The following is a 24,731-nucleotide window of genomic DNA, read 5'->3' as shown; positions in this document are numbered from 1 at the left end:
GTAGAGGGCTGCAACCGGTGCCGAACCGCTTGTCTCGCCCGGTTCCAGCTTGTAGGACAGCCGCAGTCTCTTTCGTTTCCGCCGCCACGGCGTCGATCCAGCAAGGCCCGTCCGATGAAGAATGCGCTCCGCGTCCGCCGCTCCGAGAATTTCGCCGACTGGTATCAGGAGGTCATCCGCGAGGCCGACATGGCCGAGAATTCGGGCGTGCGCGGCTGCATGGTCATCAAGCCCTGGGGCTTCGCGATCTGGGAAAACCTGCAGCAGAAGCTCGATCGGCTGATCAAGGAAACCGGCCACGACAATTGCTATTTCCCGATCTTCATCCCGGTCGAGCTAATGGAGAAGGAAGCCAGCCACGTCGAGGGCTTCGCCAAGGAGATGGCGGTCGTCACCCACCATCGCCTGATCATGAAGGACGGCAAGCTGGTGCCGGACGGCGAACTCGAATCGCCCTTGGTGGTGCGGCCGACGTCCGAGACCATCATCGGCGAGGCGATGGCGCGCTGGATCAAGAGCTATCGCGACCTGCCGCTCAAGATCAACCAATGGGCCAACGTGGTGCGCTGGGAAATGCGCACGCGCCTGTTCCTGCGCACCAGCGAGTTCCTGTGGCAGGAGGGCCATACGGCGCACGCGACCCAGGCCGAGGCGATGGAGGAGACCCGGCTGATGCTCGAGGTCTATCGCCAGGTGGTCGAGGACCGCATGCGCATTCCGGTCATCCCGGGCGAAAAGACGCCGGGCGAGCGCTTTCCGGGCGCCGATGCGACCCACACGATCGAGGCGATGATGCAGGACGGCCGGGCGCTGCAGGCCGGTACGTCGCATTTCCTCGGCCAGAATTTCTCGAAGGCCGCGAACATCTCGTTCCAGGACAAGGAAGGTGGCGTGAGCCACGCCTATACGACGTCGTGGGGTGCGTCCACCCGGCTGATCGGCGCGCTGATCATGACCCATTCCGACGACGACGGGCTGCGCCTGCCGCCGATGATGGCGCCGCAACATGTGGTGATCGTGCCGATCCTGCGCGACGAGGCAAGCCGAGACGAGGTCATCCAGGCGGCCGAGACGCTGGCCAAGCGCCTGCGCGCCCAGCGGTTCGACGACGAGGCGGTGCGGGTCAAGGTCGACCTGCGCGACGACAGCCCGGCCAACAAGCGCTGGGGCTGGATCAAGAAGGGCGTGCCCTTCGTGGTCGAGCTGGGCCCGCGCGACGTCGCTGCCGGCACGGTGGCCCTGGTCCGGCGCGATGCGATTGGCGAAAAGCGCACCCTGTCCGCGGACGAGTTCGTCGGCAAGGTCTCGGGCGAGCTGGGCGAGTTGGACCGGAAGCTCCATGAAGACGCGCTCGCCTATCGCCGCGCGAACATGATCGACGGGATCGCGAGCTTCGCCGACCTGGTCGAGCATTTCGAGACCAAGGGCGGCACAGGCTTCGTCACGGCGAAATATTCGGGCGACCCGGCGATCGACGCGAAGCTCGGCGAGTTGGGTCTGACCATCCGTTGCCTGCCGCACGTGCAATCCGGCACCGAAGGCAAGTGCCTGGTGACCGGCGCGCCGGCGACGCTCGACGCGATCTACGCCAAGGCCTACTGATCCGGCGTCGCCTCGACGATCGGCGCCAGTTCCGCGATCCGCTCGATCAGATCCTCGGCGTCGTGCCGCATCTGGTCGAGCGCGAAGCCGAGACCGAACAGGCGCTCGATCGCGGGGCCGGGCAGGGGCCGGGTCAGCCCGTCGCGCCGGAAATCGGCCACGGTCTTGCTGAACGATTCCAGGGCCGCCGCGAACGGCTCGATCGAGGGCGGAGGCTGTCGGCCGGTCAGCGCGCGTCCGCACTCGTTGAGGAAGGTGGCGGCGGTTTCCGCGACCGTCGCAGCCGGCGCTTCGAGCCGGTCCGCGAGGCTGCGGTCCCAGGGCTCCGCGGTCGCGCGCCCGATCGAGGCGAGATCGGTGCCGAGCCGGCGCAAGGTGCGGGCGAGCGGCTCCGGATCGGGCGTGTCGGTCAGGCGGTTGCGCCGCTCGCGCTTGGCTTCCTCCGCCAGGGTCTCGGCCTTGTCCTGGGCCTTGCGCCGCCGGTCGGACAGGCGCTGCCAGCTGTCGGCGGCCGTCTCGCCGCCGAGCCGTGCCGGCATCTGTCCGATCAGTTGGGCAAGGATCGCAAGCACGCCGGCGCCGGCATCGGCCAGCAGGCGATGGGCGCGGGCCGGCAGCACCAGCAGCGCCACCGCAAGCCCGACCAGGCTGCCGATGCCGATTTCGAGGACGCGATGCACCGCCGGCAGGATCGGTCCGGCGACCTGGCTCGACGAGCCCAGCAGCACGATGATCGCCGTCGCCGGCGCGATCCGGTAGGCGGGCTTGAAAGCGACCAGCAAGGCGAGCGGGGCAAGGGCGAGCGTGAGGGCGGCTGCCAGCAGCCATGAGCCGCCGTGCGGCACGGTCAAGGCCACGATGACGCCCCACAGCGCGCCGGCGATGGTGCCGACGATGCGATCGATCGAGGCTTTCAAGGCGCCGCCGAGGCTCGCCTGCATGACGATGACCGCGGTCAGCACGGCCCAATAGCTCTGCGGCAGCCCCAGGACCACGTCGGTGACGAAGAAGGCCGCCATGCCGGCGATCAGGATGCGCAGGCCCAGCCGGAACTCGCTCGGGTGGGCGGCGAGCCAGCGCGTCAATCCGGCCCATCGATCGCCCATGCATCCTCCGGCCTGAAATCGCACATGCCGATCAGTCTAACCGCGCCCGCAGAGATCGGGATATGGCTTCGCTGAATGCAGGCGACCGTGCCCCGGGCCGGGCTCGCGGAGCGGCTACTCGCAGTGGCCCGGCGGCGGGTCGATGATCACGCCTTCAAGCTTATAGTGGTCGATGTAGACCGCCTGCAACTCGCGCCAGCGCTCCATGGCATCGGGCTTCGGCTGGCCGGCCAGCAGGCCTTGCAGCCGTTCCAGCAGGCTGTGCCAACCCGGCAGGACCAAGGCGATCCACTTCGCGATCACACCCTTGTGCAGGAAGACCAGCGTCGTGCCGTCGCCTTCGGTCGTCAATTCGCAGCGCACGACGGATTCCGGGGCATCGCCGGTGTCCCAGCTGTACTCCAGCAGATGCGGCGGCTCCCAGGTCAGGATGCGCCCGGTCATCGGCCGCGCACGTTCGGTGAACAGCTCGTAGCGGCCGCCGGCCCTGGGCTCGACCAGGGCGGGGCTGACCCAGTCGGCGAGCCGCGCCGGATCGGTCAAGGCCGCCCAGACGGTTTCGATGGGGCGCGGATAATGCCGCTCGTACCGCAGATCCACCGCGTCGCCGCGGCGTTCGATCGTTCCAAGCCGTTCCATGTCAGTCGCTCCGGTTCAGATGGTCGCCGAGCGCGTCCAGCTTGTCGGCCCAGAAGGACCGGTACGGCGCCAGCCATGCGGCCAACTCGGCGAGCGGGGCCGGATCGAGGCTGTAGAGCCGCCGGGGACCGTCGACCCGCGTGCGCACGAGCCCCGCCTCGCGGAGCGCCTTCAGATGCTTCGACACGCTCGGTTGCCGCAGGGACAAAGCCTCGACCAGGGCGCCGGCCGGCAGCTCGCCCTGCCGCAGCAGGTCGAGGATGTGGCGACGGACCGGATCGGCCAGGGCTTCGAAAGCGGACATAGATTCATATTCCATATTTGGAATATTCCAGTCAAGGAATATGATTCGCCGCTCAGTCGAACCGGACCGCCGTCGTGTTGGCGCCGCAGACCAGGACGGCGACCCGCTCGCCCGGGGCGGGCGCGTATTTGCCCGACAGTAAGGCTGCGAAGGCGGCGGCACCGCCCGGTTCGGCGACGATCCGCACCGTGTCCCACAAGGCCTGCTGTGCCTGGCGGATGTCGTTGTCGGCGACCAGGACGGAGCGGTCGATGTAAGATTTTGCGAATGGGAACATCAGCTCGCCGACCCGCTTGGGGGCCAGCGAATCCGCGGCGATGCCGCCGGTTTCGGCATCGACCGGATGGCCGGCCTCGAAAGCGCGGTAGAGCGTGGGCGAACCTTCGGGCTCGACGGCGACGATCTTGATCCGGCCGGCGAACCAGGCGGCGACGCCGCCGATCAGCCCGCCGCCGCCGACCGCCACCAGCAGCGTATCGATCGCCGGCAGGTCGACCTCGATCTCCAGCCCGACGGTGCCCTGGCCCAGCAGCGTTTCCGGCTGATCGAAGGCATGGATCGCCAGGCCGCCGTGCTGCTCGACGAAGCGCTCGCTGGCGGCCAGCGCGTCGGCATAGCGCTCGCCGGCGATGACCAGTTCGGCGCCATAGCCGCGGATGCGCTCGGCCTTCGCCGGCGAGGTGACGTTCGGCACGAAGATCGTCGCGGGAATGCCGAGCCGCATCGCCGCGTAGGCGACGGCGGCACCATGGTTGCCGCCGGATGCGGCGACGACGCCCGCCGGTGGGACCGTTCGGGTCAGCAGGTTGGTGAAGGCGCCGCGCGCCTTGAACGATCCGGAATGCTGCAGCAGTTCGAGCTTGAGGTCGATCGGCCGGGCCGGCAGGCCGAAATCCGCCAGGTCGACGCGCACGGTCGGCGTGTGGCGGATGTACGGGCGGATCAGCCGCTCGGTCTCGGCGATGCGGTCTCGGGTGATCGGACTGTCGGCGGCCATGGCCGGGCGCTCCTCGTTACGGATTGACAATTCTTAGTTACTTGGCAAAATGACGAAATGCAAGCATCCGATATCCTCAAGGCACTCGCCAACGAGCGCCGGCTCCAGGTCCTCGATTGGCTGAAGGACCCGCGCGCGCATTTCCCGCCGCAGGTCGACGGCGACCTGGTCGAGGACGGGGTGTGCGCCTTGCTGCTCGCCGAAAAGCTGGGTATCACCCAGGCGACGCTCAGCGAGCACATGCGCGTACTGGTCCAGGCCGGCTTGCTTCGTCCCAAGCGCATCAAGCAATGGATCTTCTATCGGCGCGACGAAGCGCGGATCGGGGCGATCAAGGCCGAGTTGCTCGCCGGCCTTTAGACGGAGGTGCACATGCTCGACTCCCGAACCCTCAGCATCTCGATCGATCGCCCGTGGCACGAGATCTATGAACGGATCTGGCGTCCCGAGGATTTCCCGAAATGGGCCTCCGGCCTCAGCCAATCCGGGTTGCGCCGCGACGGCGACGGATGGCGCGCCGACGGGCCCGAAGGGCCGATCCGGATCCGGTTCACCGACCATAATCCGCTGAGCGTGATGGACCATGTCGTCGATGTCGGCACCGGCCCGGAAATCCGGGTGCCGATGCGGATCGTCGCGAACCAGGCCGGGGCAGAGGTGCTGTTCACCCTGTTCCGGCAACCGGGCATGTCGGACGAGAAATTCGCCGCCGATGCGGCCTGGGTCGAGCGCGATCTGGCGGCGCTGAAGGCGTTCGCCGAGCGCTGACGGCGCCGGCTAGACCAAGTTGGCGACGGCGAAGATCGCGGCCCCGGCGCCCAGCAGGACGAAGGGGCTGAGCGCCCGGTGCCGCAGCAGCAGCAGGGTCGAGCCGGCGGCGACGGCCCAGGCGAGCCAGCCGCCCTCGGCGGTGCGCAACACGTTCAGCGCGCCGGCCAGGATCAGGCCGGCGGCGATCGGCGCCAGGCCGCGCTCGATCTTCGCCTGCCAGGGCGCGCCCCGATAGCGGCGCCAGATCCGCGCCAGCCCGTAGACCAGTACCGACGAGGGCAGGAAGATCGCGATCGAGGCGACGATGGCGCCGGCCCAGCCGGCGACCTGATAGCCGATCAGCGTGACGATCAGCGAGCTCGGCCCCGGTGCGGCGCGCGAGATGCCGAAATCGTCGAGGAACTGCGCCTGGGTCAGCCAGTGATGCACATCCACGCTCTGGTGCTGGATGTCCGACAGGATGCTGAGCCCGCCGCCGATCGAGGCGAGCGACAGCGGCGCGAAGGTGACGAGCAGCGCCAGCAGCGGGCTGTCGCGCATCAGCGAAGGCCCCGGCGAAAGGCAAGCAGCAGGCTGAGCGGCACCAGCACGGCCACGACCGGCAGCATCGGCCAGTGCAGCAGCCCGACCGTGGCGAAGGTCGCGAGCAGCAGCGATAGCGAGGTGCGGTCCCGGGCCGCCCGGCGTGCCGTCCGCCAGCCGAGCGTCAGGGTCAGTCCGATCGCTGCCGCGGTCACGCCGGCCAGCACCGCATGAACCCCCGAGAGCCCGCCGTAACGGCCGTAGACGACGCCGATCAGGATAATGGCCACGAGCGGCGCCGCCAGCACGCCGGTCACGGCCAGCAGGGCGCCCCGGCTGCCGCGCAGCGCGAATCCCACCCAGATCGACAGATTGACCACGTTGACGCCGGGCATCGCCTGGGCCAGGGCCAGGCCACTGGTGAAATCCGCCTCGCTGATCCAGCGCCGGCGGCCGACGAAATCGCGATGGATCCAGCCCGACAGACCGCCGCCAAAGCTGGTGAGGCCGATGGTGAGAAAGGCCAGGAACAGGGCCGTGAGACTGGGCGGCGGCGCATCGGTCTCGGCGGCGTCGGTTTCGGTCATGGCGGGCGGTCCTCCTCGGGTCCGGAAGACTCGCCCGAGCGTGACGCCGGGTGCAAGAACGTCGATTGCTTCGTAACCTCACGATTTGACAAACCAGCCTCCACAAGGACGCGTGGATCGTCCGGATCACGGCTGGAGTAGACTCGGGCACTTCATCGAACAAGAACGCGACGGTCAGCGATCGTGCAGGCATCCAGTTCCGGGACACTCCCACGACCCTCGCTCCTGGGGCCGCTGTCGAACCCGACCTATCGCGGCATCTGGATCGCAACGCTGTTCTCGAACTTCGGCGTCTGGATCCAGTCGGTCGCGGCCGCCTGGGCCATGACGTCGATCGCGCCGACCGTCGATTTCGTCGCCTGGGTCCAGGCCGCAACCTCGCTGCCGCCGCTGTTCTTCACGCTTCTGGGCGGGGTCCTGGCCGACCGGGTCGACCAGCGGCTGGTGTTCCTGGCCGCGCAGATCATCGTGCTGGCCGTGGCGCTGGCGCTGTCAGGACTGCAGTACCTGGGCTTGATGACGCCGTGGCTGCTGCTGGGGCTGACCTTTGCGCTCGACAGCGGCTCGGCACTGCGCTACCCGGCCTACCAGACGACCATCGGCGAGATCCTGCCGCGCGAGCAGATCCCCAGCGCGCTGGTGCTGTCCAGCATCGGGTGGAACATCGCGCGGGCGACCGGGCCGGCGCTGGGCGGCATCATCATCACGTTCTGGGGCGTGCCGGCCGCCTTCGCCGTCAATGCCGTGCTCAACATCTACATCATCCTGGTGCTGGTGCGCTGGCGCCGGCGGGCCAAGATCGTCAAGGAAAAGCGCACGGCCAGTATCGCGTCGGAGATCCGTGGCGGCTTTTCCTACGTGTTGAGCGCGCCTGCGATCCGCGCCGCGATGCTGCGCTGCTTCGTCTTCACCTTGTTCGCGAGCGCGCTCTGGTCGCTGCTGCCGCTCGTCGCCAAGAACCTGGTCGGCGGCGGGCCGTCGACCTACGGCGTCATGCTGGGCGCGCTCGGCGGTGGCGCGCTGGTCGGCGCCAGCATCATCGGCTGGATGCGGCATAGTCTGGGCCTGCGCCGGCTGTTCGCCATCTCCACCGCCTGCTTCGCGGTCGCTACCGCGGTGCTGGCCTTCGCCGCCTCGCTCTGGGTGCTGGTGCCGCTGCTGGCGCTCGGCGGCCTCGGCTGGATGATCGCGATGTCGACCTTCAACGTGGTGGTCCAGATGGCCGCCCACGAAACCTACAAGGGCCGGGCGATCTCGGTCTATTACGTGGCGCTGTTCGGCGGCCTGGCGCTCGGCAGTTGGATCTGGGGTCATGTCGCCGAACAGATCGACGTGCGTGCCGGTCTCGCGGCCGCCGCCTGCGGCCTGGTCGCCAGCCTGCTGCTCTATCGCCGCCCCTCGCGCATGGACCTGCATTTCGCGGTGCCGGCCGAGGCGGACTGAACCGCCCGGCGGTTATTCCATTCGCCGAAAGATCACGGCGGCGCCCAGGGCGGCAGCGGCCGGCACGAACGGATCGCCGGCTGCGGAGACCTTCGTCGGCACGCCGTTCCGGCGAAGCAGGTCCCGGGTGGCGTCGATATCCCTCACAGCGACCGCATAGGCCACGAAGGCCGGCAGCGCGGGCGACCGTTCGCCCGGCAGCAGGATCGCCAGATGATCGTCCGGCACCAGCGTGAGCCGGCCACGATCCAGATCGAAGACACGCGCCGGCCCGTCGTCGCGCGCAGGGCGCCCGACGTAGGCCGCATAGCGCGCTTCGAAATCGCCGAGGGCCGCGGCCGGGACCGAGAGCACGCAGTCCATCAGCTCGACGGCGCCGTTAGGGTGGTCTGCACCCTGCTGCGCCGGGTCGGCCTCTGCCACCGCGAGCATCCCTTCCGGGACATTTCCGATTTCGATCACGCGGACCGTTCTCGTCCGCGGACCTTCGGGCGTGTCCACCTGACGGGCAGCGCTGTTGACGCCGCCATGGGTCACGCCCGCCGAACTCAGCCGCCCATCGGTCGCATCGATCCCGGACGTCTGGAAGACCAGACGATGCAGCCCCTGGAACCGCGCAAGGCGGGCGGTCAGGGCGTCGATCGTCTGGGTGATCGCCGCGGTGACCCGCGCCAGATGCTCCGGCGGGATCTGCAGCGGGATCAGCTTCGCATCGTCGGGGATCGGGTTATCCTCCGTTACCCGCGCCACGAGTTCGATGAAGTTTTTCGCGAAATAGGCATGGGTATGCGCGGCACCGAACGGACGGGGCGGGTTGCCGTCCTTTGCCAGCGTGGGATAGGCCGGCGGCGGCAGGATGAACCCCAGGGTGCTATAGACGGTCCGCGCGGTCGCCAGATCGGCGACGACGAGACCGACGTGATGGAGCCGGCCGATATCGGTGTTTTTCATCGGACCCTCGTGGATTTGGCGGCGTGGACCGTCCGCTCCCCGCCGTCTCGGGGGCAGGTCAAAGTCGGGCTTCCCGTGCGGCCGTCTCCCGCAGCCACGCCGCCAATCGGGCGACCTCGTCGCCGAGCGGCGGCTCCGGCGTGACCAGATGGTAGGCCCGGACGTTCGCCACCGACAGCGGATGCAGCCGCGCGAGGCGGCCGGACGCCAGGTCGGGCTCGATGACGCGGCTGCGGCCCAGCGCCAGGCCCAAGCCGCTCGCAGCGGCTTCGAGCACCAGGTTATAATCGTTGAACACCTGATGGCGCGCGGGCATCGGCCAGCCTGCGGCGGCGAGCCAGGCGATCCAGTCTTCGTGGCGGCTATCATGCAGCAGTGTCACGTCGACGAGGTCGTCGGCGCTCGCCAGCATCTGCCCCGGCCGCCCGATCGGGAACAGACGTTCCTTGAACAGCAGTTCGGACCGGACGCCGCGCCAGGGTGCCGTGCCATAGCGGACGGCAAGATCGACTCCGCCGCGTCCGACCTCGGCGAATTCATGCTGGGCGGTCATCTCGACCTCGATGCCGGGCTCGGCGGCGCGGAACAGGCCCAGCCGTGGCAACAGCCAGCGGCTGGCGAAAGAGGGCAGCACGCTGATCCGCACCGGTCGTCCGCCGGATTTGAGATCGGCCAGGCCGGCGCGCAATTGCTCCAGCGTATGCGCGACCAGCTTGTGCAGTTGCAGCCCCGCCTCCGTCGTCCTGACCCCGCGCGGCAGGCGATCGAACAGGCGCACGTCCAGATCCACCTCCAGCGCCGCGATGCGGCGGCTGACCGCGCCATGGGTCAGGTGGACCGCCTCGGCGGCGCGGCTGAAGCTGCCCAGCCGGACGGCGGCGTCGAACGCGCGCAAGGTCTCGATCGACGGGATGCGTGGGGCCATGACCCGTGATGCCACATCACAGTATCGGTGACAAACCATGCTTTGTCGGCGCCGCCGCCGCGCGGCTAGGGTCCGGGCATGATCAGGCTCGCCCTTCGATGACCGACCTCGCCGTTCCGGTCCGCCCGCACGCCCGCCGGCTCGCCGGCTGGGCGCTCGTCACCACCATCCTGCTGTGGGCCTCGTCCTACCCGGCGATCCGGGCGGGGTTGCGCGGGTTCGAGCCGGGACCGCTCGCGGCCCTGCGCTACGGCGTGGCAGCACTGGCCTTCCTGGTCCCGGCGCTCGCCGGCCGGTTGCCCCGGCCGCGCGGTGCCGATCTCGGCCGGATCGTGGTCGCCGGCGGCCTAGGCATCGCGCTCTACAATCTGGCGCTCAACAGCGGCGAGGTGACGGTCAGCGCCGGGGCCGCGGGCTTCCTGATCAATTGCTCGCCGATCTTCACCGCATTGCTCGGCCGGCTGTTCCTGGACGAGCGCCTGCGGATCATGGGCTGGGTCGGCAGCGTCGTCAGCCTTGGCGGCGTGGCGCTCATCGCGGCGGGCGAGGGCGGGGCGACGGGGGTCGGATCGGGCGCCTGGCTCATCCTGCTCGCCGCCGGCTGCCAATCGATCCAGTTCGTGCTGCAGAAGCCGCTGATCCAGCGCTACGGCGCCTTGGCCACCACCGGCTATGTCGTGTTCGTCGGCGCCTTGTTCCTGCTGCCGTACCTGCCCGCGGCCGTGAGGGCAATCCCGGCGGCGGCCGGCATCCCGCTCGCTTCGGCCATTTACCTGGGGCTGTTCCCGGCGGCGCTCGCCTATGCGGCCTGGTCCGTGGTGCTGGCCCATTTTCCGGCCGGACGGGCGTCGAGCTTCCTCTATCTGGTGGCGCCGCTCGCGACCGGACTGGCTGTGTTGTGGCTGGGCGAATGGCCGTCGCCGCTGGCGTTGTGCGGCGGTGTCACCGTCATCCTCGGCGTCATCCTGGTCAACACGCTGGGCCGGCCGCGCCGCGCCTAATCCGGCAACAGCGCCTTGACGCTCTCGCGCTGGCTCAGGTGCGCGAACCATTGGGCGAGGCGCGGCTTGTCGGCCAGCGTCGCCTCGCCCTCCGGCGTCTGGCGGAAGTAGTTGTAATGCGGCGCCAGATGCAGGTCGGCCAAGGTCAGGGTCGGCCCGGTCAGGTAGGGCCCCGTCACCAGCGCCTCGACCGCCTCGGCGCAGATTCTCGCGTGGGGCAGGGCGGCCTCCACCTTGGCCTCGTTGCACGGCCGCCCGAAGAAGCGCGGCGCCATGATGCGCTCGAAGCTGATGTCGGCGCTCCAGGCCCGGATGATGTAGCAATCGACGAGACCGATGACCTGGTTCATCCGCGCCGCTTCCTGCGGCGTGGCCGGTTCCAGCAGCGGGCCGGGAAATGCCTGGTCGACGTACCGCAGGATCGCCTGGGTCTCATAGAGCGCGAAGCCGTCGTGGTCGAAGGCGGGCACCTTGCCGAAGGGGTGGCGCGCCAGATGCTCGGCGCCCTTGTGCTCGGGCGGCATGACCTTCACCAACTCATAGTCGACGCCTTTCTCGGTGAGGGCGAGCATCGTTGCCTGGACGTAAGGGCTGCCGGGTATGCCGTAGAGTTTCACGCTCATGCTGGTTCTCCGAGGGCGGGCTTCAGGCCGACTGGCCTGCATAGGCCTTATAGCGACGTTCGGACACCTCGACCCAGCCGCCGTCGTCACGATGCCGTGCCTTGGTCGACGGCGCCAAGGGGGATAAGATCAGGCCGTCCGATCGAAAGGTCCATGTCATGCGCCTGCCCCTTCTGTGCTTCGCCTTGCTGCTCGCGGCCACATCCGCCCGGGCCGAGGCGATCAAGCTTCAGGCCGCCGATGGGGTCGCCGTGTTCGCCGAGGTGTGGCGCGCGCCGGACCGGCCGAACGGCGCCAAGCCGCCGGTGATCATCGCCTTTCACCAGGCCGAGGCGAACCACGCCGAATTTGCGCCGATCGCCCCCCGCCTGGTCGCGGCGGGCTTTACCGTGCTGGCGATCGACCAGCGGGCCGGCGGCGGCATGTTCGGCGCGCCGAACCGGACGGTCACGACCTTGGGCAAGCAGGCCAATTTCCGCGCGGCGCTGCCCGATCTCGAAGCGGCGCTGATCTGGGGTCATCAGGCGGCGGCCGGCGCGCCGGTCGTGGCGATCGGCTCCAGCTACTCGGCGGCCCTCGTGTTCCTGCTGGCCGCACGGCATCCGGGCGCGCTGGCGGCGATCCTCGCCTTCTCGCCCGGCGAATATCTGGACGGGCCCCAGGTGGTGCACCAGGCGGCGCAACAGGTCCAGATCCCGGTGCTGGTCGATTCCGCGAAGTCGCCGGATGAAATCGCGGCGGCGAAATCGCTGCTCGATGCGGTGCCGGCCGCCGGCAAGGTGCAGATCGTGCCGCATTCGGGCGGCGTGCATGGCGCGTCGACCCTGCGCACCGACAAGGATCCGGCCGGCGCCGAGGAAAACTGGCGCGGCGTGCTGGCATTCCTGGCGCCATTCGCCGCGCCTTGATCGCCGATGGCCTAGCGCTTCCGGCCATTCTTGGCTCTGTCTGCCTTCCGATCCCGCGGCCATCTTCGGGGCGAAGGAGTAAAGCAGATGAGCTATCGTATTCTTCTGGCCGGCGCGTCGGGCGCCGTCGGCAAGCGGCTAATACCGCTACTGGTCGACGCCGGCCATTTCGTAACCGGAACGACCCGGTCGCAAACGCGTGCCGAGGAACTGCGCCGGCTGGGCGCCGATCCGGCGGTGGTCGACGTGTTCGATGCCGACGCGCTGGCCCGGGCCGCACTCGCCGCTCGGCCGGACGTCGTCATCCATCAGTTGACCGACCTGCCACCCGGCCTCGATCCCAGCCGCATGGCCGCCGCGGTCGTCGGCAACGCCCGCATCCGCGATGAAGGAACCCGAAACCTGATCCGGGCCGCCATCGCGGCCGGCGCCCGTCGGCTGGTGGCGCAGAGCATCGCCTGGGCCTATGCGCCCGGACCGGAGCCGCATGGCGAGGATGATCCCCTGGATGCCGGCGCCGAGGGCACGCGCGCCATCAGCATGAACGGCGTCATCGCGCTCGAGCGGCAGGTCCTGGCATCCCGGCCGCTCGACGGCATCGTGCTGCGCTACGGCCAGCTCTACGGGCCGGGCACCGGCGCCGATGCGCCGACCGGCGCCGCTCCGCTGCATGTCGATGCCGCCGCCTTCGCGGCCTTTCTGGCCATCGACCGCGGCAGCCCGGGCGCCTTCAACGTCGCAGAGCCGAACCGGCAGGTGACGGTGGAAAAGGCGACCCGCGAACTCGGCTGGCGCGCGGATTTCCGGCTGCCGGCCCGGTCGGAGAAGGCATCATGAGGATCAGTGCACAGACGACGGCACTCGGTCTCGCTGCCACAGCCTCCCTCGCGCTGGTCCTCTGGTCTCCGCTGATGGCGCCCGGCGGCATGCATCATGCCGCGATGATCACCCAGGCCAGTGACGCCGGGTCGGAAATCCAGGCCCAGCGCCCGGTCACGACCGTCCGGCCCGTCTCGTGCGAAAAGCTGCCGAACGTGCCGGGAAAATCGCTCACCACCGCGGTCGTGAGCTTTCCGCCCGACGCCTACACGCCGCGGCACCGCCATCCAGGCTCGGTCACGGCTTTCGTACTGAAGGGCACCGTGCGCTCGCAACTGGCCGGCGGCCCGATCGAAACCTTTACAGCCGGACAAAGCTGGTTCGAGCCGCCGGGGACGATCCATCTGTTCGCCGAGAACGCCAGCCCGACCGAGCCGGCGGAACTGCTCTCGATCTTCGTCGCCGACAATGATTGCGGCCCGCTCATCGTCCTCGACTGAGCCGGAGCCGATCGGACGGGGCTGACGCCGGTCCTCGATTTGCGCTTTACTGCCCGGCAAGAATGGTCGGGAGGAAATGCAACATGATGGGTAGAGGGATCGTCGGCGGCCTGGTGCTGCTGCTGCCCGTAACCGGCGCCGAGGCCGCTTCGCGCCCGGCGGTCGAGGCAGAGCACGGTATGGTCGTGTCGTCCCAGCGGCTGGCGTCCGAGGCCGGGGTCGAGATCCTGAAGGCCGGTGGCAATGCGGTCGATGCGGCGGTCGCGGTGGGCTATGCCGAGGCGGTGGTCAATCCGTGCTGCGGCAACATTGGCGGCGGCGGCTTCATGGTGCTGCACCTGGCCGACGGGCGCGACACCTTCATCAATTTCCGCGAGACCGCACCGGCCGCGGCCGGGGCAAACATGTACCTGGACGCCCAGGGCAACGTGGTGAAGGGCGCCAGCCTGTTCGGTTACCTGGCGGCCGGCGTGCCGGGCACGGTGCTGGGCCTGGAGACCGCGCTCAAGGAATACGGCAGCCTGCCGCGGGCCCGGGTGATGGCCCCGGCGATCCGGCTGGCGCGCGACGGCTTCGTGCTGACCCGGGCCGATACCGACATCTTCGATCAGCGCACCGACCGCTTCCGGGCCGATCCGATCCTGGCCGCCATCTTCCTGCGCAAGGACCGCACGGCGCTTCAGCCGGGCGACCGGCTGGTGCAGAAGGATCTGGCCGCGACCCTGGATGCGATCGCGAAGGGGGGTGCCGACGCGTTCTACAAAGGTAGGATCCCTCAGGCGGTCGAGGCAGCGTCAAGGACCCATGGCGGCATCCTGACCGCCGCCGATTTCGCCGGATACACCGTGACGGAGTCGGCGCCGCTCGGTTGCGACTATCGCGGCTATCATTTCCTGTCGGCGCCACCGCCCTCGTCGGGCGGCGTCACCATGTGCGAGACGCTGAACATCCTCGAGGGCTATGACATGAAGGCCCTGGGCTTTCATTCGGCGGACGCGGTCCATGTCATGACCGAGGCAATGCGCCATGCCTATCTCGACCGCAACAGCTACCTGGGCGATCCGGCGTTTATCACCAACCCGCTCGACCGGCTGCTGTCCAAGGATTATGCGGCCCAGGTCCGCGCGACCATTCCGCCCGGTAAGGCGGCCGTGTCCCAAGACCTGACGCCTGGCGTGGCGCCGCACGAGAAGATGGAGACGACGCATTATTCGGTGGTCGACCAGGCCGGCAATGCCGCTTCGGTCACCTATACGATCAACGGCCTGTTCGGCGCCGTCGTCATCGCCGACCACACCGGCTTCTTCCTGAACGACGAAATGGACGATTTCACCACCAAGGTCGGCGTGCCGAACCTGTTCGGCCTGGTCCAGGGTGCTGCGAATGCGATCGCGCCGGGCAAGCGGCCCTTGTCTTCGATGTCGCCGACGCTGGTGACCAAGGATGGCAAGATCTTCCTGGTACTGGGCTCGCCCGGCGGCTCGCGCATCATCACCATCACGCTGGAGACCGCGCTCAACATCATCGATTACGGCATGGAGCCGCAGGAGGCGGTGGACGCGCCGCGCATCCATCATCAATGGCTGCCGGACGAGATCGACCTCGAGCCCTGGTCGGTCTCGCCGGACAGCGCGAAACTGCTGACCGGCATGGGCTACAAGCTGGTGCTGCAGACGCCCTGGGGCGCGGCCGAGCTGATCGCGATCGGGCCGGACAAGCCGGCGGGCACGGGCCCGACTTCGTCGGGCAACGATTCCTCGGTCGGCGGCAAGATGCGGCCGGGCCTGCGCTATGGTGCCAACGACGACCGCCGGCCGGCCGGCGCCGCCGTGGGCTATTAGGGAAGAGGAGCCATGCTGTTCGATTTTGCCGGCCTGCCGGCCCACGCCCGCTACAAGCTGCTCGCCTCGACGGTGACGCCCCGGCCGATCGCCTGGGTGGTCAGCCAGAGTGCCACCGGCGCCGTCAATGCAGCACCCTTCTCGTTCTTCAACGTGCTGGCCGGCGATCCGCCGACCGTCGGCATCAGCATCGGCAGCCGGGCGCCGGGCGTGGCCAAGGACACGCTGGCGAATATCCGGGAAACCAGCGAGTTCGTTGTCAACCTGGTGTCGCGGGACAATGCCGAGGCGATGAACAAGACCGCGACCGAGTTTCCGCCCGGCGTCGATGAATTGGCCGCGGCCGGGCTCACCCGCCTGCCGTCGGTCAAGGTCACGCCGCCGCGCATCGCCGAAAGCCCGGTTGCGTTCGAATGCAAGCTGTTCCAGGCCATCCCGCTCGGCCCCTCGAACACGCTGGTGCTGGGCCATGTGGTGGCGATGCACGTGCGCGACGATGCGGTGCTGGACGCGCTCAAATTCTATATCGACACGCCCAAGCTCGATCTGGTTGGCCGCATGCATGGCGGTGGCGGCTATACCACGACGCGCGACCAGTTCCACATCGCGCGCATCCCGCTCGAGGATTGGGACGAGGCCGCGGGATAGGACGAAGCTGCCGCAGTCTGCTATGGCTCTCGCCTGAGAATTTTAGGAAGAGCCGGCATGTATAGCGATAGCGAGCTCGATGCGGCCGTCGATGCCGGCGTGCTGAAGCGGGCGGATGCCGCCGCGTTCCGGGCGTTCGTCGCGCGGGCGCAGGGCACCGCCGCGGTCGACGAGGAGCAGTTCCGGCTGCTGACCGGCTTCAACGACATCTTCGTGTCGATCGCCGCCGTGCTGTTGCTGGCGGCGGTCAGCTGGCTCGGCAAGAGCTTCGGCGGCCCGGCGATCGGCGGCGGTCTGGTCGCCGTGGTCAGCTGGGGCCTCGCCGAATATTTCACCCGGCAACGGCGGATGGCGCTGCCCAGCATCGTGCTGCTGCTGGGCTTTGTCTTCGGCATGTTCTCGCTGGCGTCCGGATTGTTCGCGGCGCTCGAAGGCGGCATGCCGGCCGGACCGGAGGCGTCGCTGCCGATCGCCGCCGGTGCGGCGTTGGCAGCCGCGGGCGCCTATGCCCATTGGCGACGCTTCATGGTCCCGATCACGGTCGCGGCCGGCACCGCGGCGGCGCTCGGCATGCTCCTGATGCTGGTGGCGGGCCTCGTGCCCGCGCTCCGGGACCATTGGGCACCGTTGCTGCTGGTCGGCGGGCTCGCCGTATTCGCGCTCGCTATGTGGTGGGACGCCGGCGACCGCACGCGCACCACGCGCCGGTCCGACGTCGCGTTCTGGCTGCATCTCTCGGCCGCGCCGATGATCGTGCACCCGATCTTCACCATGCTGGGGCTGCTGGGCCGGGGCGAAACCGACACGACGCGCGCCGCCGTGGCGATCGCGATCTACCTGGTCCTGGCCATCGTGGCCCTGGCGGTCGACCGCCGAGCGCTGCTCGTCTCGGCCCTGTTCTACGTCGTCTATGCCATGGCGGCACTGTTCAAGGCGGCCGGCACGCTCAGCGCCAGCTTCGCGCTGACGGCGCTGGTCATCGGTGCCGCGTTACTGCTGCTCTCGGCCTTGTGGCACCGGGTCCGCGTCATGGTGCTGCAGCTGTTTCCCGCCGGGCTTAGGGCGCACCTGCCGATCGTCTGAACCTATCGCAAATCGTGCCGTCGCGCGAAATCGCCGACAAGGGCCGCGATCGGATCCGGCGCTTCCAGCGTGGCGAAATGAACCGTGTCCAGAATATGGATCTCCGCCTGGGGCGCATCTCGCAGGTAGGCGAAGGCGCCGGGAGTGGTGAAGAAATCGTCGCGGCTGCCCCAGATCACCAGGACCGGCACGGCGAGCGATTTCAGCCGCTGCTGCCAGGCGGGGTAGCGAACGATGTTCGTGCCATAGTCGAACGACGGGTAGTCCATGGCGATGACGTGCAGCCCGCGAGTCTCGACGAGATCGGTCATGATCGCCTCGTACATGATGGACGAGGCGGGATTGCCGTGCAGCAGGACGAGGGTTGGCGCGTCGACCGGACCGCCTTCGCGGTAGAACAGGCTGACGCCATCGACGTCCTGCCAGCCATAGCGCAGGTGCGCCGCGCTCGCTTGCCCGACGAAGAGGATGCCCAGCAGGGCCACGGCAAGGGCAAGTCGCTTGAAAGAGCCAGCCATCCCGGGTTCCTCGTCACAGGATCTCGTCGAACTCGATGACGTTGCGGTCGGGATCGCGGATGAAGCAGACCTTGCGGCGGCCATGGCCAAACACGGACGGGCCCTCGGTGATGTCGATGTCCTGTTCCTTCAGCCAGACGACCAGGTCGTCGATGCTGTCGACCAGGAAGGCGGCATGGGTATAGCCGGGCCATTTGTCGGCGATATCCATCAGGATGTTGCCGCCGTCGTCGCGCAGGCGGCCATTGTAGATCAGGTTGATCCGCGCGCCCGCCTCGTTCACCAGGCCGATCGAGCGACCGCCCGGCGAATCCTCGTCGGGGTCGAACACGAAGCCCAGCCGTTCGTAGAAGGCCTGGGCGCGGTCGCGGTCGGTCACGCGGATGCCGACATGGTCGATCTGGGCGACCTTGAACATGGAAACCTCCCGATACTCAGCGATTGTGAAGGACGTGGGCGTAGTGGGCCCGATGGTCGCCGTCGAAATTCGGTTCGCCCGCAGCGGTCAGGCGCAGGCGCTGGTCGGCATCGAGATAGCCGACGGAGCGGGCATTCGGGCCCTCGTACCAGCGGATGTTGAAGGCGGCCAACGACGGGAAGAACTGCACCTGCTCGAAATGCTCGAGGTGATCGCGGATCCACCAGCCGAGCGCCTGCCAATCCCGGGTGCGCTCGTAATAATCCAGGTAGCTCGGGATGAAGACTGTGGCAGCGGCGCCCAGGTGGCCGGCCGCATCCCGGCGGTCCCAGATGTGATGGGCGTAGGTCTCTTCGTTGCAGACGCACCAGGAGTCCGCGACACCCTGGTTGTGCAACTCGTGGCAAAAGCCATTGAGCCTCGGCGAGCGATAGGCGCTGCGGATGCTGACATGGCCGAAGGCGGCCTTCAGCGGCTCCAGCAGCAAGGTGCACAGCTTCGTGCCGGCATGGACCGCGGCCTCGGCATCCTCCGGGATGTTCGGCACGCCATGCAGGTTGCCGACCTCGCTATAGAGCATCTCGCGCATGAAGAAATGCTCGGAAAGGCGGACGCGGCCGAGGGTGGTCAGGTCGGCGAGCGCTTGTGCCGAAGCGGGCGAACACATGGGATAGCCTCGAAAGCTTGCGATGGTCTGATCAGGCGCTTTCGCGCGCCGCTTCTCAAACGACATGATTTCGGGTTCAGATAACAAATTGTTGCCCGTGCCGGGGAGGGCGAATGGTCGGACGATCGGGACTGCGCGCGGCGCCGCTCAATGCGCTGCGCAGCTTCGAGGCGGCGGCGCGGCATCTGAGTTTCGTCGCGGCGGCGGAGGAATTGGGCGTGACCGCATCCGCGATCAGCGTGCAGGTCAAGCGGCTGGAGGCGCGCATCGGCCGGCCGCTGTTCGAGCGCGGCCATCGCAGCGTCCATCTGTCGGAGATGGGTGCACGCTTGGCGCCGGGTCTCGCCGCGATCTTCCTCGATCTCGATCGGCTGCTGGTCGACGTGGTCGACCCGGTCGCGGACTCGATCCAGATCAGCGCGATGCCGTCGTTCGCGACCCGCTGGCTGGCGCCCCGGCTTGCCGGTTTCGCGGCATTGCGGCCCAGCCATCCGATCCGTCTGGTCGGCGCCGATGCGCTGGTCGATTTCGATCGGGACGGGGTGGATATCGGACTGCGCTACGGGCCGGGCGGCTACGCGCCGTTGCATTTCGAACGGATCGCGGCCGCACGGGCCTTCCCGGTGTGCAGCCCGGCGTTCCGCGCGGCGCACCTCGACCGGCTGGGGGACCCGTCTGGCCTCGCCGGCCTGCCCCTGCTGACCGACGAGACGTCGCTGCGCGCGCGCGACCTGCCGAGCTGGCCGAACTGGTTCGCTGCAGCCGGCATCACAGGCAAGCCTCCCGGCCGGGGACCGCTGTTCGACAGCCTGCACATGGCGTTGGCGGCGGCAGTGGCGGGGCAGGGCGTGGCCCTGGGGCTGACCCCGCTGGTCGACGATGATCTCGCGTCCGGGGCACTCGTCCGGCTGTTCGAGACCGAGCTGCCGAGCCCCTATGCCTTCTGGTTCGTCTGCCGCGAGGACCGCCTGCGCGAGCGCAAGATCCGCGCCTTCCGCGACTGGATTCTGGCCGAGGCTGGCGGCTGAGCGTGGGCCAAAACAAAAGAGGCGCCCCGCGAGAGGCGCCCCTTCGGCTTGGTTTGGGTGGGCCGGATTATTCCAGTTCGGCGGCGCTCTTGATGATGCGGCTGACCATGCCGTAGGCGATGGCTTCCTGGGCGCCCATCCAGTAGTTCCGGTCGCTGTCCTTGCGCACGCGCTCGATCGGCTGGCCGGTCTCGTCGGAAATGATCTGGTTCAAGCGCTCGCGCATCTTGATGATCTCGCGCGCCTCGATGTCGATGTCGGTCGCCGGTCCGCGCACGCCGCCCATCGGCTGATGCAACAGGAAGCGCGTGTTCGGCAGGCAGAAGCGCTTGTCCTTGTGGCCGCCCACGTAGATGAGCGCGCCGGCGGACGCGACCCAGCCGGTGCCGATGATGCGGACCGGGACATGGTCGCGCACGAAGCGGATGATGTCATGGATCGAGTCGCCGGACTCGACATGGCCGCCGGGCGAATTGACGAAGATGTCGATCGGCTTGGTCGATTCTTCGGCGAGCGTCAGGATCCGGCCGACGACGTCGCGCGCCAGCTTGTCGTTGATCTGGCCGAACACCATGACCTTGCGGCCCTTCAGCAGGCGCGATTCCAGCTCGTTTACCGGGGCTGCCGCGTCGGTCTTGGGCGCATCCGTGTCCGGGTTCTCGGGCTCGTCTTCCTCGTCGGAACGGAAATGGGGCAGGCGGTCGCTCACGTGGGGCATCCTCTCATTCGCGCAATCTCGGGCGTTTCCATCTAAATCGAAAACGCCCCGTCCGTCTCTACCTAAGGCGCGGCAAGGCGATCGGCAAGACCGCTTCGAGCGCGCGCGACGCTTGGAGCACCTTATCCTCGCGATAAGCGGGTCCGACCAGCTGCAATCCGACCGGCATGCCGCGGGCGAAACCGACCGGCAGGGAAGCCGCCGGATGGCGCGTCAGGTTGAATGGATAGGAGAACGGCGTCCACCCGGTCCAGCCCGCGTAGGGACCGCTGTCGGGCGCGTTCATGCCGGCGGCGAACGCCGTGATCGGCAGGGTCGGTGTGACCAGCAGGTCGTATTGTTCGAACAGCTGGTTCACCTGGACCGTATAGCCTTCGCGCGCCTTGGACCCGGCCAGAAAATCGATCGCGGAATAGCGCGATCCGATCTCGGCGTATTTCTGCAGGCCCGGATCGATCTGGCTGCGCTGTTCGGGCGTGAATTGGGCAAGCAGGGCGGCGGCACCGGACAGCCAATGCTTGGCGAAGGCCTCGCCGACGCCGGGCATGGCCAGCGTGATCGGCTCGATCGTGGCGCCGAGCGCCGCCAACCGCTGGACCGCTTCGGCGACCCGGGCCGCGACCTCGGGATCGATCGGCTCGCCATTGATGGTTTCGGCATAGGCGATGCGCCAGCGGGCAACGCCGCCGTCCAGCCCCACGCGCCAGTCGCGGCCGGCCGGCGGCAGGCCGTTGGCGTCGCGCGCATCCGGTTCGGCCAGCACGGTCAGCATCAGCGCCGTATCGGCGACGGTGCGCGTCATCGGGCCGACATGGGCGACCGAATTGAACGGCGATGCCGGATAGGCCGGCACCCGCCCATAGGATGCCTTCAGGCCATAGACACCGGTGAAGCCCGCCGGAATGCGGATCGAGCCGCCGCCGTCGGTCCCGATATGCAAGGCGCCCATGCCGAGCGCCGCCGCGACGGCGGCCCCGCCGCTCGATCCGCCGGGGGTCCGCTCCAGGTCCCACGGGTTGCGCGTGATCCCGGTCAGGCCCGAATCGGTGACGCCTTTCCAGCCGAATTCCGGGGTCGTGGTCTTGCCGAGCAGGATCGCGCCATGCTCCTTGAGGCGGGCGACCGACGGCGCGTCCTCGCTCCAGTCCTGGTCGCAGGCGACGAGTTTCGAGCCGCGCAGGGTCGGCCAGCCGCGGACCAGGATCAGGTCCTTGATCGAGGTCGGCACGCCGTCGACCAGCCCCTGGGGCCGGCCCGCCTGCCAGCGTGCTTCGGACGCCCGGGCAGCCGCCAGCGCGCCCTCCTCATCGAGAAAGCAGAAGGCATTGACCTTGCCGTCGAGCGTCCGGATGCGATCGAACGCGGCCTGGGTCGCCTCGACCGGCGACAGGCGGCGCGCGCGATAGGCCTGCACCAGGTCGATGGCCGACATCAACGCAATCTCTTCGCTCATGCCGCACCGTTCCGCTTCGTGATCTGGAAGACCTGAGCTTGCGCCGGCGGTCGGCGCCGGGCAAGCGGCTCACGCCGTCTTGGCGGCGACCCAGCGGTCGATGACGGCGAGCAGGGCGAGCCGGTCGATCGGCTTGGTCAGGTGATCGTTCATGCCCGCCTCCCGGCAGCGTCGCGCCTCGCTTTCGAGCGCGTTGGCGGTGACGGCGATGATCGGCACCTGGTTCATCGCGTTCGACATCTGGCGGATTTCCCGGGTGGCGCCGATGCCGTCCAGCTCCGGCATCTCCATGTCCATGAGGATGAGGTCGAAACTCTCCCGTCCGGCGGCCTCGACCGCCTCGCGCCCATTGTTCGCGAAGCGGACCGTGTGACCCGCGTCGAGCAGGATGCTCTCGATCACCGCCTGGTTGATGAACAGATCCTCGGCCACCAGAATATGGGCGCAGGCGGCCGGCGCCGGTTCGATGCCGTCCGATGGCGCCGTCGGGGCGGGGGCGACGGTCGCAGGCAAGGCGACCTCGAACCAGAATATGGCACCCCGGCCTTCGTCGCTCTCGACGCCGATTTCGCCGTCAGGCATGGCTTCGACCAGCCGCTTGCTGATCGCGAGCCCCAGGCCGGTGCCGCCGAACTGCCGTCCGGTCGAGCGATGCAGCTGCGAGAATTGCTTGAACAATTGCGATTGCTGCGACTTGCCGATGCCGATGCCGGTATCGCTGACCGCGAAACGCAGATGATTGCCGACGCGCGTGATCGCGAGTGACACACCGCCCCGGTCGGTGAATTTCAAGGCGTTGGACAATAGATTGAGCAGGATCTGCCGCAGGCGCGTCGGATCGCCCTCGATCCAGTCCGGCAGGTCCGTCGCCAGTTCGAGGCGCAGCGACAGGTTTTTGGCCTCGGCCTGGCTGCGCAGGATCGATACGGCGCCGTCGGCCAGCGCCGGCAGGCACACGGGCATCCGTTCCAGCTCCAGCCGGCCGGCCTCGATCTTCGATAGGTCGAGTACGTCGTTGAGAATGGCGAGCAGCGAATTTCCCGAATCCTGGATAAGGGTTGCGGCACGGCGCTGGTCCGGACCCAGATCGGAGCGCAACAGGACGTCGGCGAAGCCCAGGATGCCGTTCATGGGCGTGCGGATCTCGTGACTGACGGTCGCGAGGAAGGTCGACTTGGCCAGGTTGGCGTTGACGGCTTCGTCGCGCGCCGTCTGCAAGGCCGCCGCCACGGCTTGGCGTTCGGTGATGTCGCGCAGCACGGCGACGATCTCGAGGGTGCCGTCCTCGGTGCGGATGCGCTGCATGTTCGCTTCGAGCTGCAGCGGGGCACGGTCGATGCCTCGGGCCCGGATGACGATCGTCGCCCGTTCCTGCTCCTCGGCCAATTGACGCAGGAGCGCACGCACCGGGGCCTGGTCGGACGAAGACAACAACCCGATGATGTTGGTGCCGGTGAAGTCCTCTGGCGCCATGCCGAACAGCGAGCGACAGGCCGGCGAGGCATAGCGGCAGATCCCGTCGAGGGTCAGGCGCAGGATCGGGTCGCTGGAATTGTCGGCGAGCAGGCGATAGTCGGCGGCGCTTTGGGCCGCCCGCCGCTCGGTCCGCAGGCGATGGCGAAACTCCATGACGACCCAGATCCCGAGCGACAAGGTCAGCAGCAACAGCGCCGCGTTTCCAGCCAGGTGGATGCGGGCCTCGCGCGACCAGTCGGCCAGGATGTCGTCCTGGGCGAGGGCGGCCGCGACGACGAGCGGATACCGGTTGAGGCGGCGATAGCTGTTGAGCCGGACGACGCCGTCGGTCGACGACGCGGTCAGCGCCACCCCATAGGGCGCTTTCGGCAGATATTCCCGGAACAGGCTGCCGTTCGACATGTCGCGGCCGACGTTGGCATCGACGAAGGGCCGGCGGACCAGCATGGTGCCGTCGGCATTGGCCAATAGGATGGCGCCGTTGGGGCCGATGTCGAACGTCTCGTAATAGGTTCGGAAATAGTCGATCTCGATCGTCGCGATCGCGATCGCAAGCAGCGTGCCGTCGCGCCGCTCGACCCGGCGCGACAGGGTAAGGATCCAGAGATGGTCGCTTCGACTGAGGATCGGCGGGCCGATATGGAGCCCGGCGCCCGGATGCTGCTGATGATATTGGAAATATTCCCGATCGTCGTAATGCCGCTGGGTCTCGATCGGCGCCGAATCGGCGACCAACGTCCCGTCGGGAGCCATCACGGCCAGGGATCGGATACGGGGCCGGGCGGTATCGATTTCGGCGCGCAGCAATGCGTCGAGCGGTTCGCGCTTGTCGCCCTCGATGCCATCGGCCACGACGCGGTGCGCAGCGCCGACCAGCATGGCAGCAGCCACGTCGAACGTGTCCTGCACATGACTGCCGACGGCTTCCAACAGGTTCGCGGTTTCGCTCTCGGCCGCGCGCATGTCCCGGTCGCGGGCGTTCCACACCTCGATCGCGTCCATCGTCGCCAGCGACAGGCAGAACACCATGATCAGCATCGCGGCGCCGAGCGTCAGGCGCTCCCGCCGGTTCGTGACGGTGTTTTGCGATGCCGATGGATGCATGCGGGTTCGTCTTCCGTCTGGATCGGGACGAGCAGATCACGAAACGGCCCCAGCGCGAAGGCTGCGCGTCCGCATGATG

Annotated in this window: 27 protein-coding genes; 12 read left to right on the top strand and 15 right to left on the bottom strand. The window is 68.3% G+C overall.

What is annotated here, in order from left to right; all coding sequences use genetic code 11:
- Positions 1-114: 114 nt before the first annotated feature.
- Positions 115-1,602 (top strand): proline--tRNA ligase, encoded by a 1,488-nt coding sequence (gene proS / locus VGV37_RS20955; protein ID WP_326881703.1) that lies wholly within the window; start codon positions 115-117, stop codon positions 1,600-1,602.
- Here the strand turns inward: proS and VGV37_RS20950 are convergent.
- From VGV37_RS20950 to VGV37_RS20935, 4 genes are all read right to left on the bottom strand, one after another.
- Positions 1,596-2,708, bottom strand: a complete 1,113-nt coding sequence (locus VGV37_RS20950) for an FUSC family protein (RefSeq protein ID WP_326881702.1) — start codon at positions 2,706-2,708, stop codon at positions 1,596-1,598. The two genes, proS and VGV37_RS20950, sit on opposite strands and share 7 nt — an antisense overlap.
- Before the next feature lie 114 nt (positions 2,709-2,822).
- Positions 2,823-3,347, bottom strand: coding sequence for an SRPBCC family protein (locus VGV37_RS20945; protein ID WP_326881701.1), 525 nt, complete (start codon positions 3,345-3,347; stop codon positions 2,823-2,825).
- Position 3,348: 1 nt separating this feature from the next.
- The gene (locus tag VGV37_RS20940) at positions 3,349-3,651 is read right to left on the bottom strand and encodes a metalloregulator ArsR/SmtB family transcription factor (RefSeq protein WP_326881700.1); all 303 of its coding nucleotides are present in this window, start codon (positions 3,649-3,651) and stop codon (positions 3,349-3,351) included.
- A gap of 52 nt (positions 3,652-3,703) precedes the next feature.
- The gene (locus VGV37_RS20935) at positions 3,704-4,648 is read right to left on the bottom strand and encodes a threonine/serine dehydratase (RefSeq protein WP_326881699.1); all 945 of its coding nucleotides are present in this window, start codon (positions 4,646-4,648) and stop codon (positions 3,704-3,706) included.
- Positions 4,649-4,705: 57 nt separating this feature from the next.
- On the opposite strand from VGV37_RS20935, the gene VGV37_RS20930 reads away from it, so the two are divergent.
- Complete coding sequence (locus VGV37_RS20930; protein WP_326881698.1) at positions 4,706-5,008, top strand: metalloregulator ArsR/SmtB family transcription factor; 303 nt, start codon at positions 4,706-4,708, stop codon at positions 5,006-5,008.
- A 12-nt stretch (positions 5,009-5,020) separates the two neighbouring features.
- Positions 5,021-5,416 carry a polyketide cyclase gene (locus VGV37_RS20925; RefSeq protein ID WP_326881697.1) on the top strand — a complete coding sequence of 132 codons (396 nt, stop codon included), beginning with the start codon at positions 5,021-5,023 and terminating at the stop codon, positions 5,414-5,416.
- Between the two features lie 9 nt (positions 5,417-5,425).
- On the opposite strand, the gene VGV37_RS20920 is transcribed toward VGV37_RS20925, so the two are convergent.
- Together VGV37_RS20920 and VGV37_RS20915 are read right to left on the bottom strand one after the other, a co-directional pair.
- A complete protein-coding gene (locus VGV37_RS20920; RefSeq protein WP_326881696.1) occupies positions 5,426-5,959 on the bottom strand; it encodes a chromate transporter in 534 nt (177 codons plus the stop codon).
- Positions 5,959-6,528, bottom strand: a complete 570-nt coding sequence (locus VGV37_RS20915; RefSeq protein ID WP_326881695.1) for a chromate transporter — start codon at positions 6,526-6,528, stop codon at positions 5,959-5,961. Before VGV37_RS20915 ends, VGV37_RS20920 begins: the two co-directional genes overlap by 1 nt.
- Positions 6,529-6,711: 183 nt before the next feature.
- On the opposite strand from VGV37_RS20915, the gene VGV37_RS20910 reads away from it, so the two are divergent.
- A complete protein-coding gene (locus VGV37_RS20910; RefSeq protein ID WP_326881694.1) occupies positions 6,712-7,971 on the top strand; it encodes an MFS transporter in 1,260 nt (419 codons plus the stop codon).
- 12 nt (positions 7,972-7,983) lie between these two features.
- On the opposite strand, the gene VGV37_RS20905 is transcribed toward VGV37_RS20910, so the two are convergent.
- Positions 7,984-8,922 carry a VOC family protein gene (locus tag VGV37_RS20905; RefSeq protein WP_326881693.1) on the bottom strand — a complete coding sequence of 313 codons (939 nt, stop codon included), beginning with the start codon at positions 8,920-8,922 and terminating at the stop codon, positions 7,984-7,986.
- A gap of 58 nt (positions 8,923-8,980) precedes the next feature.
- Positions 8,981-9,847, bottom strand: a complete 867-nt coding sequence (locus VGV37_RS20900) for a LysR substrate-binding domain-containing protein (protein WP_326881692.1) — start codon at positions 9,845-9,847, stop codon at positions 8,981-8,983.
- A 98-nt stretch (positions 9,848-9,945) separates the two neighbouring features.
- Here VGV37_RS20900 and VGV37_RS20895 point away from each other — a divergent pair, with 98 nt between their 5' ends.
- Positions 9,946-10,848: a DMT family transporter gene (locus tag VGV37_RS20895; RefSeq protein WP_326881691.1), complete on the top strand. Its 903-nt coding sequence runs from the start codon at positions 9,946-9,948 to the stop codon at positions 10,846-10,848.
- On the opposite strand, the gene VGV37_RS20890 is transcribed toward VGV37_RS20895, so the two are convergent.
- The gene (locus VGV37_RS20890; RefSeq protein WP_326881690.1) at positions 10,845-11,471 is read right to left on the bottom strand and encodes a glutathione S-transferase family protein; all 627 of its coding nucleotides are present in this window, start codon (positions 11,469-11,471) and stop codon (positions 10,845-10,847) included. The genes VGV37_RS20895 and VGV37_RS20890 overlap by 4 nt on opposite strands.
- A 158-nt stretch (positions 11,472-11,629) precedes the next feature.
- Between VGV37_RS20890 and VGV37_RS20885 the strand changes: the two genes are divergently transcribed.
- From VGV37_RS20885 to VGV37_RS20860, 6 genes are all read left to right on the top strand, one after another.
- Complete coding sequence (locus tag VGV37_RS20885; RefSeq protein ID WP_326881689.1) at positions 11,630-12,379, top strand: alpha/beta hydrolase; 750 nt, start codon at positions 11,630-11,632, stop codon at positions 12,377-12,379.
- Positions 12,380-12,466: 87 nt separating this feature from the next.
- Positions 12,467-13,216, top strand: coding sequence for an NAD(P)-dependent oxidoreductase (locus tag VGV37_RS20880; protein WP_326881688.1), 750 nt, complete (start codon positions 12,467-12,469; stop codon positions 13,214-13,216).
- Positions 13,213-13,698 carry a cupin domain-containing protein gene (locus VGV37_RS20875; RefSeq protein WP_326881687.1) on the top strand — a complete coding sequence of 162 codons (486 nt, stop codon included), beginning with the start codon at positions 13,213-13,215 and terminating at the stop codon, positions 13,696-13,698. The genes VGV37_RS20880 and VGV37_RS20875 overlap by 4 nt, the downstream gene beginning before the upstream one ends.
- An 83-nt stretch (positions 13,699-13,781) precedes the next feature.
- Positions 13,782-15,539, top strand: coding sequence for a gamma-glutamyltransferase (gene ggt, locus VGV37_RS20870; protein WP_326881686.1), 1,758 nt, complete (start codon positions 13,782-13,784; stop codon positions 15,537-15,539).
- A gap of 12 nt (positions 15,540-15,551) precedes the next feature.
- Positions 15,552-16,187, top strand: coding sequence for a flavin reductase family protein (locus VGV37_RS20865; RefSeq protein ID WP_326881685.1), 636 nt, complete (start codon positions 15,552-15,554; stop codon positions 16,185-16,187).
- 57 nt (positions 16,188-16,244) lie between these two features.
- Positions 16,245-17,270 (top strand): hypothetical protein, encoded by a 1,026-nt coding sequence (locus tag VGV37_RS20860; RefSeq protein WP_326881684.1) that lies wholly within the window; start codon positions 16,245-16,247, stop codon positions 17,268-17,270.
- Between the two features lie 2 nt (positions 17,271-17,272).
- Here the strand turns inward: VGV37_RS20860 and VGV37_RS20855 are convergent, their stop codons facing one another.
- Genes VGV37_RS20855 through VGV37_RS20845 form a run of 3 tightly spaced genes read right to left on the bottom strand, consistent with a single transcriptional unit; the run spans position 17,273 to position 18,873 of the window.
- A complete protein-coding gene (locus VGV37_RS20855) occupies positions 17,273-17,788 on the bottom strand; it encodes an alpha/beta hydrolase (RefSeq protein ID WP_326881683.1) in 516 nt (171 codons plus the stop codon).
- Positions 17,789-17,801: 13 nt separating this feature from the next.
- On the bottom strand, positions 17,802-18,206 hold the full coding sequence (locus VGV37_RS20850; protein ID WP_326881682.1) for a VOC family protein: 405 nt from the start codon (positions 18,204-18,206) through the stop codon (positions 17,802-17,804).
- 16 nt (positions 18,207-18,222) lie between these two features.
- Positions 18,223-18,873, bottom strand: a complete 651-nt coding sequence (locus tag VGV37_RS20845) for a hypothetical protein (RefSeq protein ID WP_326881681.1) — start codon at positions 18,871-18,873, stop codon at positions 18,223-18,225.
- Between the two features lie 113 nt (positions 18,874-18,986).
- Here VGV37_RS20845 and VGV37_RS20840 point away from each other — a divergent pair, with 113 nt between their 5' ends.
- The gene (locus VGV37_RS20840; RefSeq protein ID WP_326881680.1) at positions 18,987-19,901 is read left to right on the top strand and encodes a LysR substrate-binding domain-containing protein; all 915 of its coding nucleotides are present in this window, start codon (positions 18,987-18,989) and stop codon (positions 19,899-19,901) included.
- A 67-nt stretch (positions 19,902-19,968) separates the two neighbouring features.
- On the opposite strand, the gene VGV37_RS20835 is transcribed toward VGV37_RS20840, so the two are convergent.
- The 3 genes from VGV37_RS20835 to VGV37_RS20825 all read right to left on the bottom strand — a co-directional run bounded on the left by VGV37_RS20835 (position 19,969) and on the right by VGV37_RS20825 (position 24,652).
- Positions 19,969-20,610 (bottom strand): ATP-dependent Clp protease proteolytic subunit, encoded by a 642-nt coding sequence (locus VGV37_RS20835; RefSeq protein WP_414638051.1) that lies wholly within the window; start codon positions 20,608-20,610, stop codon positions 19,969-19,971.
- A 67-nt stretch (positions 20,611-20,677) separates the two neighbouring features.
- Complete coding sequence (locus VGV37_RS20830; protein WP_326881678.1) at positions 20,678-22,072, bottom strand: amidase; 1,395 nt, start codon at positions 22,070-22,072, stop codon at positions 20,678-20,680.
- Positions 22,073-22,141: 69 nt separating this feature from the next.
- A complete protein-coding gene (locus VGV37_RS20825) occupies positions 22,142-24,652 on the bottom strand; it encodes an ATP-binding protein (RefSeq protein WP_326881677.1) in 2,511 nt (836 codons plus the stop codon).
- Between the last annotated feature and the right edge of the window lie 79 nt (positions 24,653-24,731).

This window comes from Aliidongia sp. (genome assembly GCF_035943795.1).
Taxonomy (GTDB): Bacteria; Pseudomonadota; Alphaproteobacteria; order ATCC43930; family CGMCC-115725; genus Aliidongia.
This window is presented reverse-complemented; position numbering and strand designations above follow the sequence as displayed.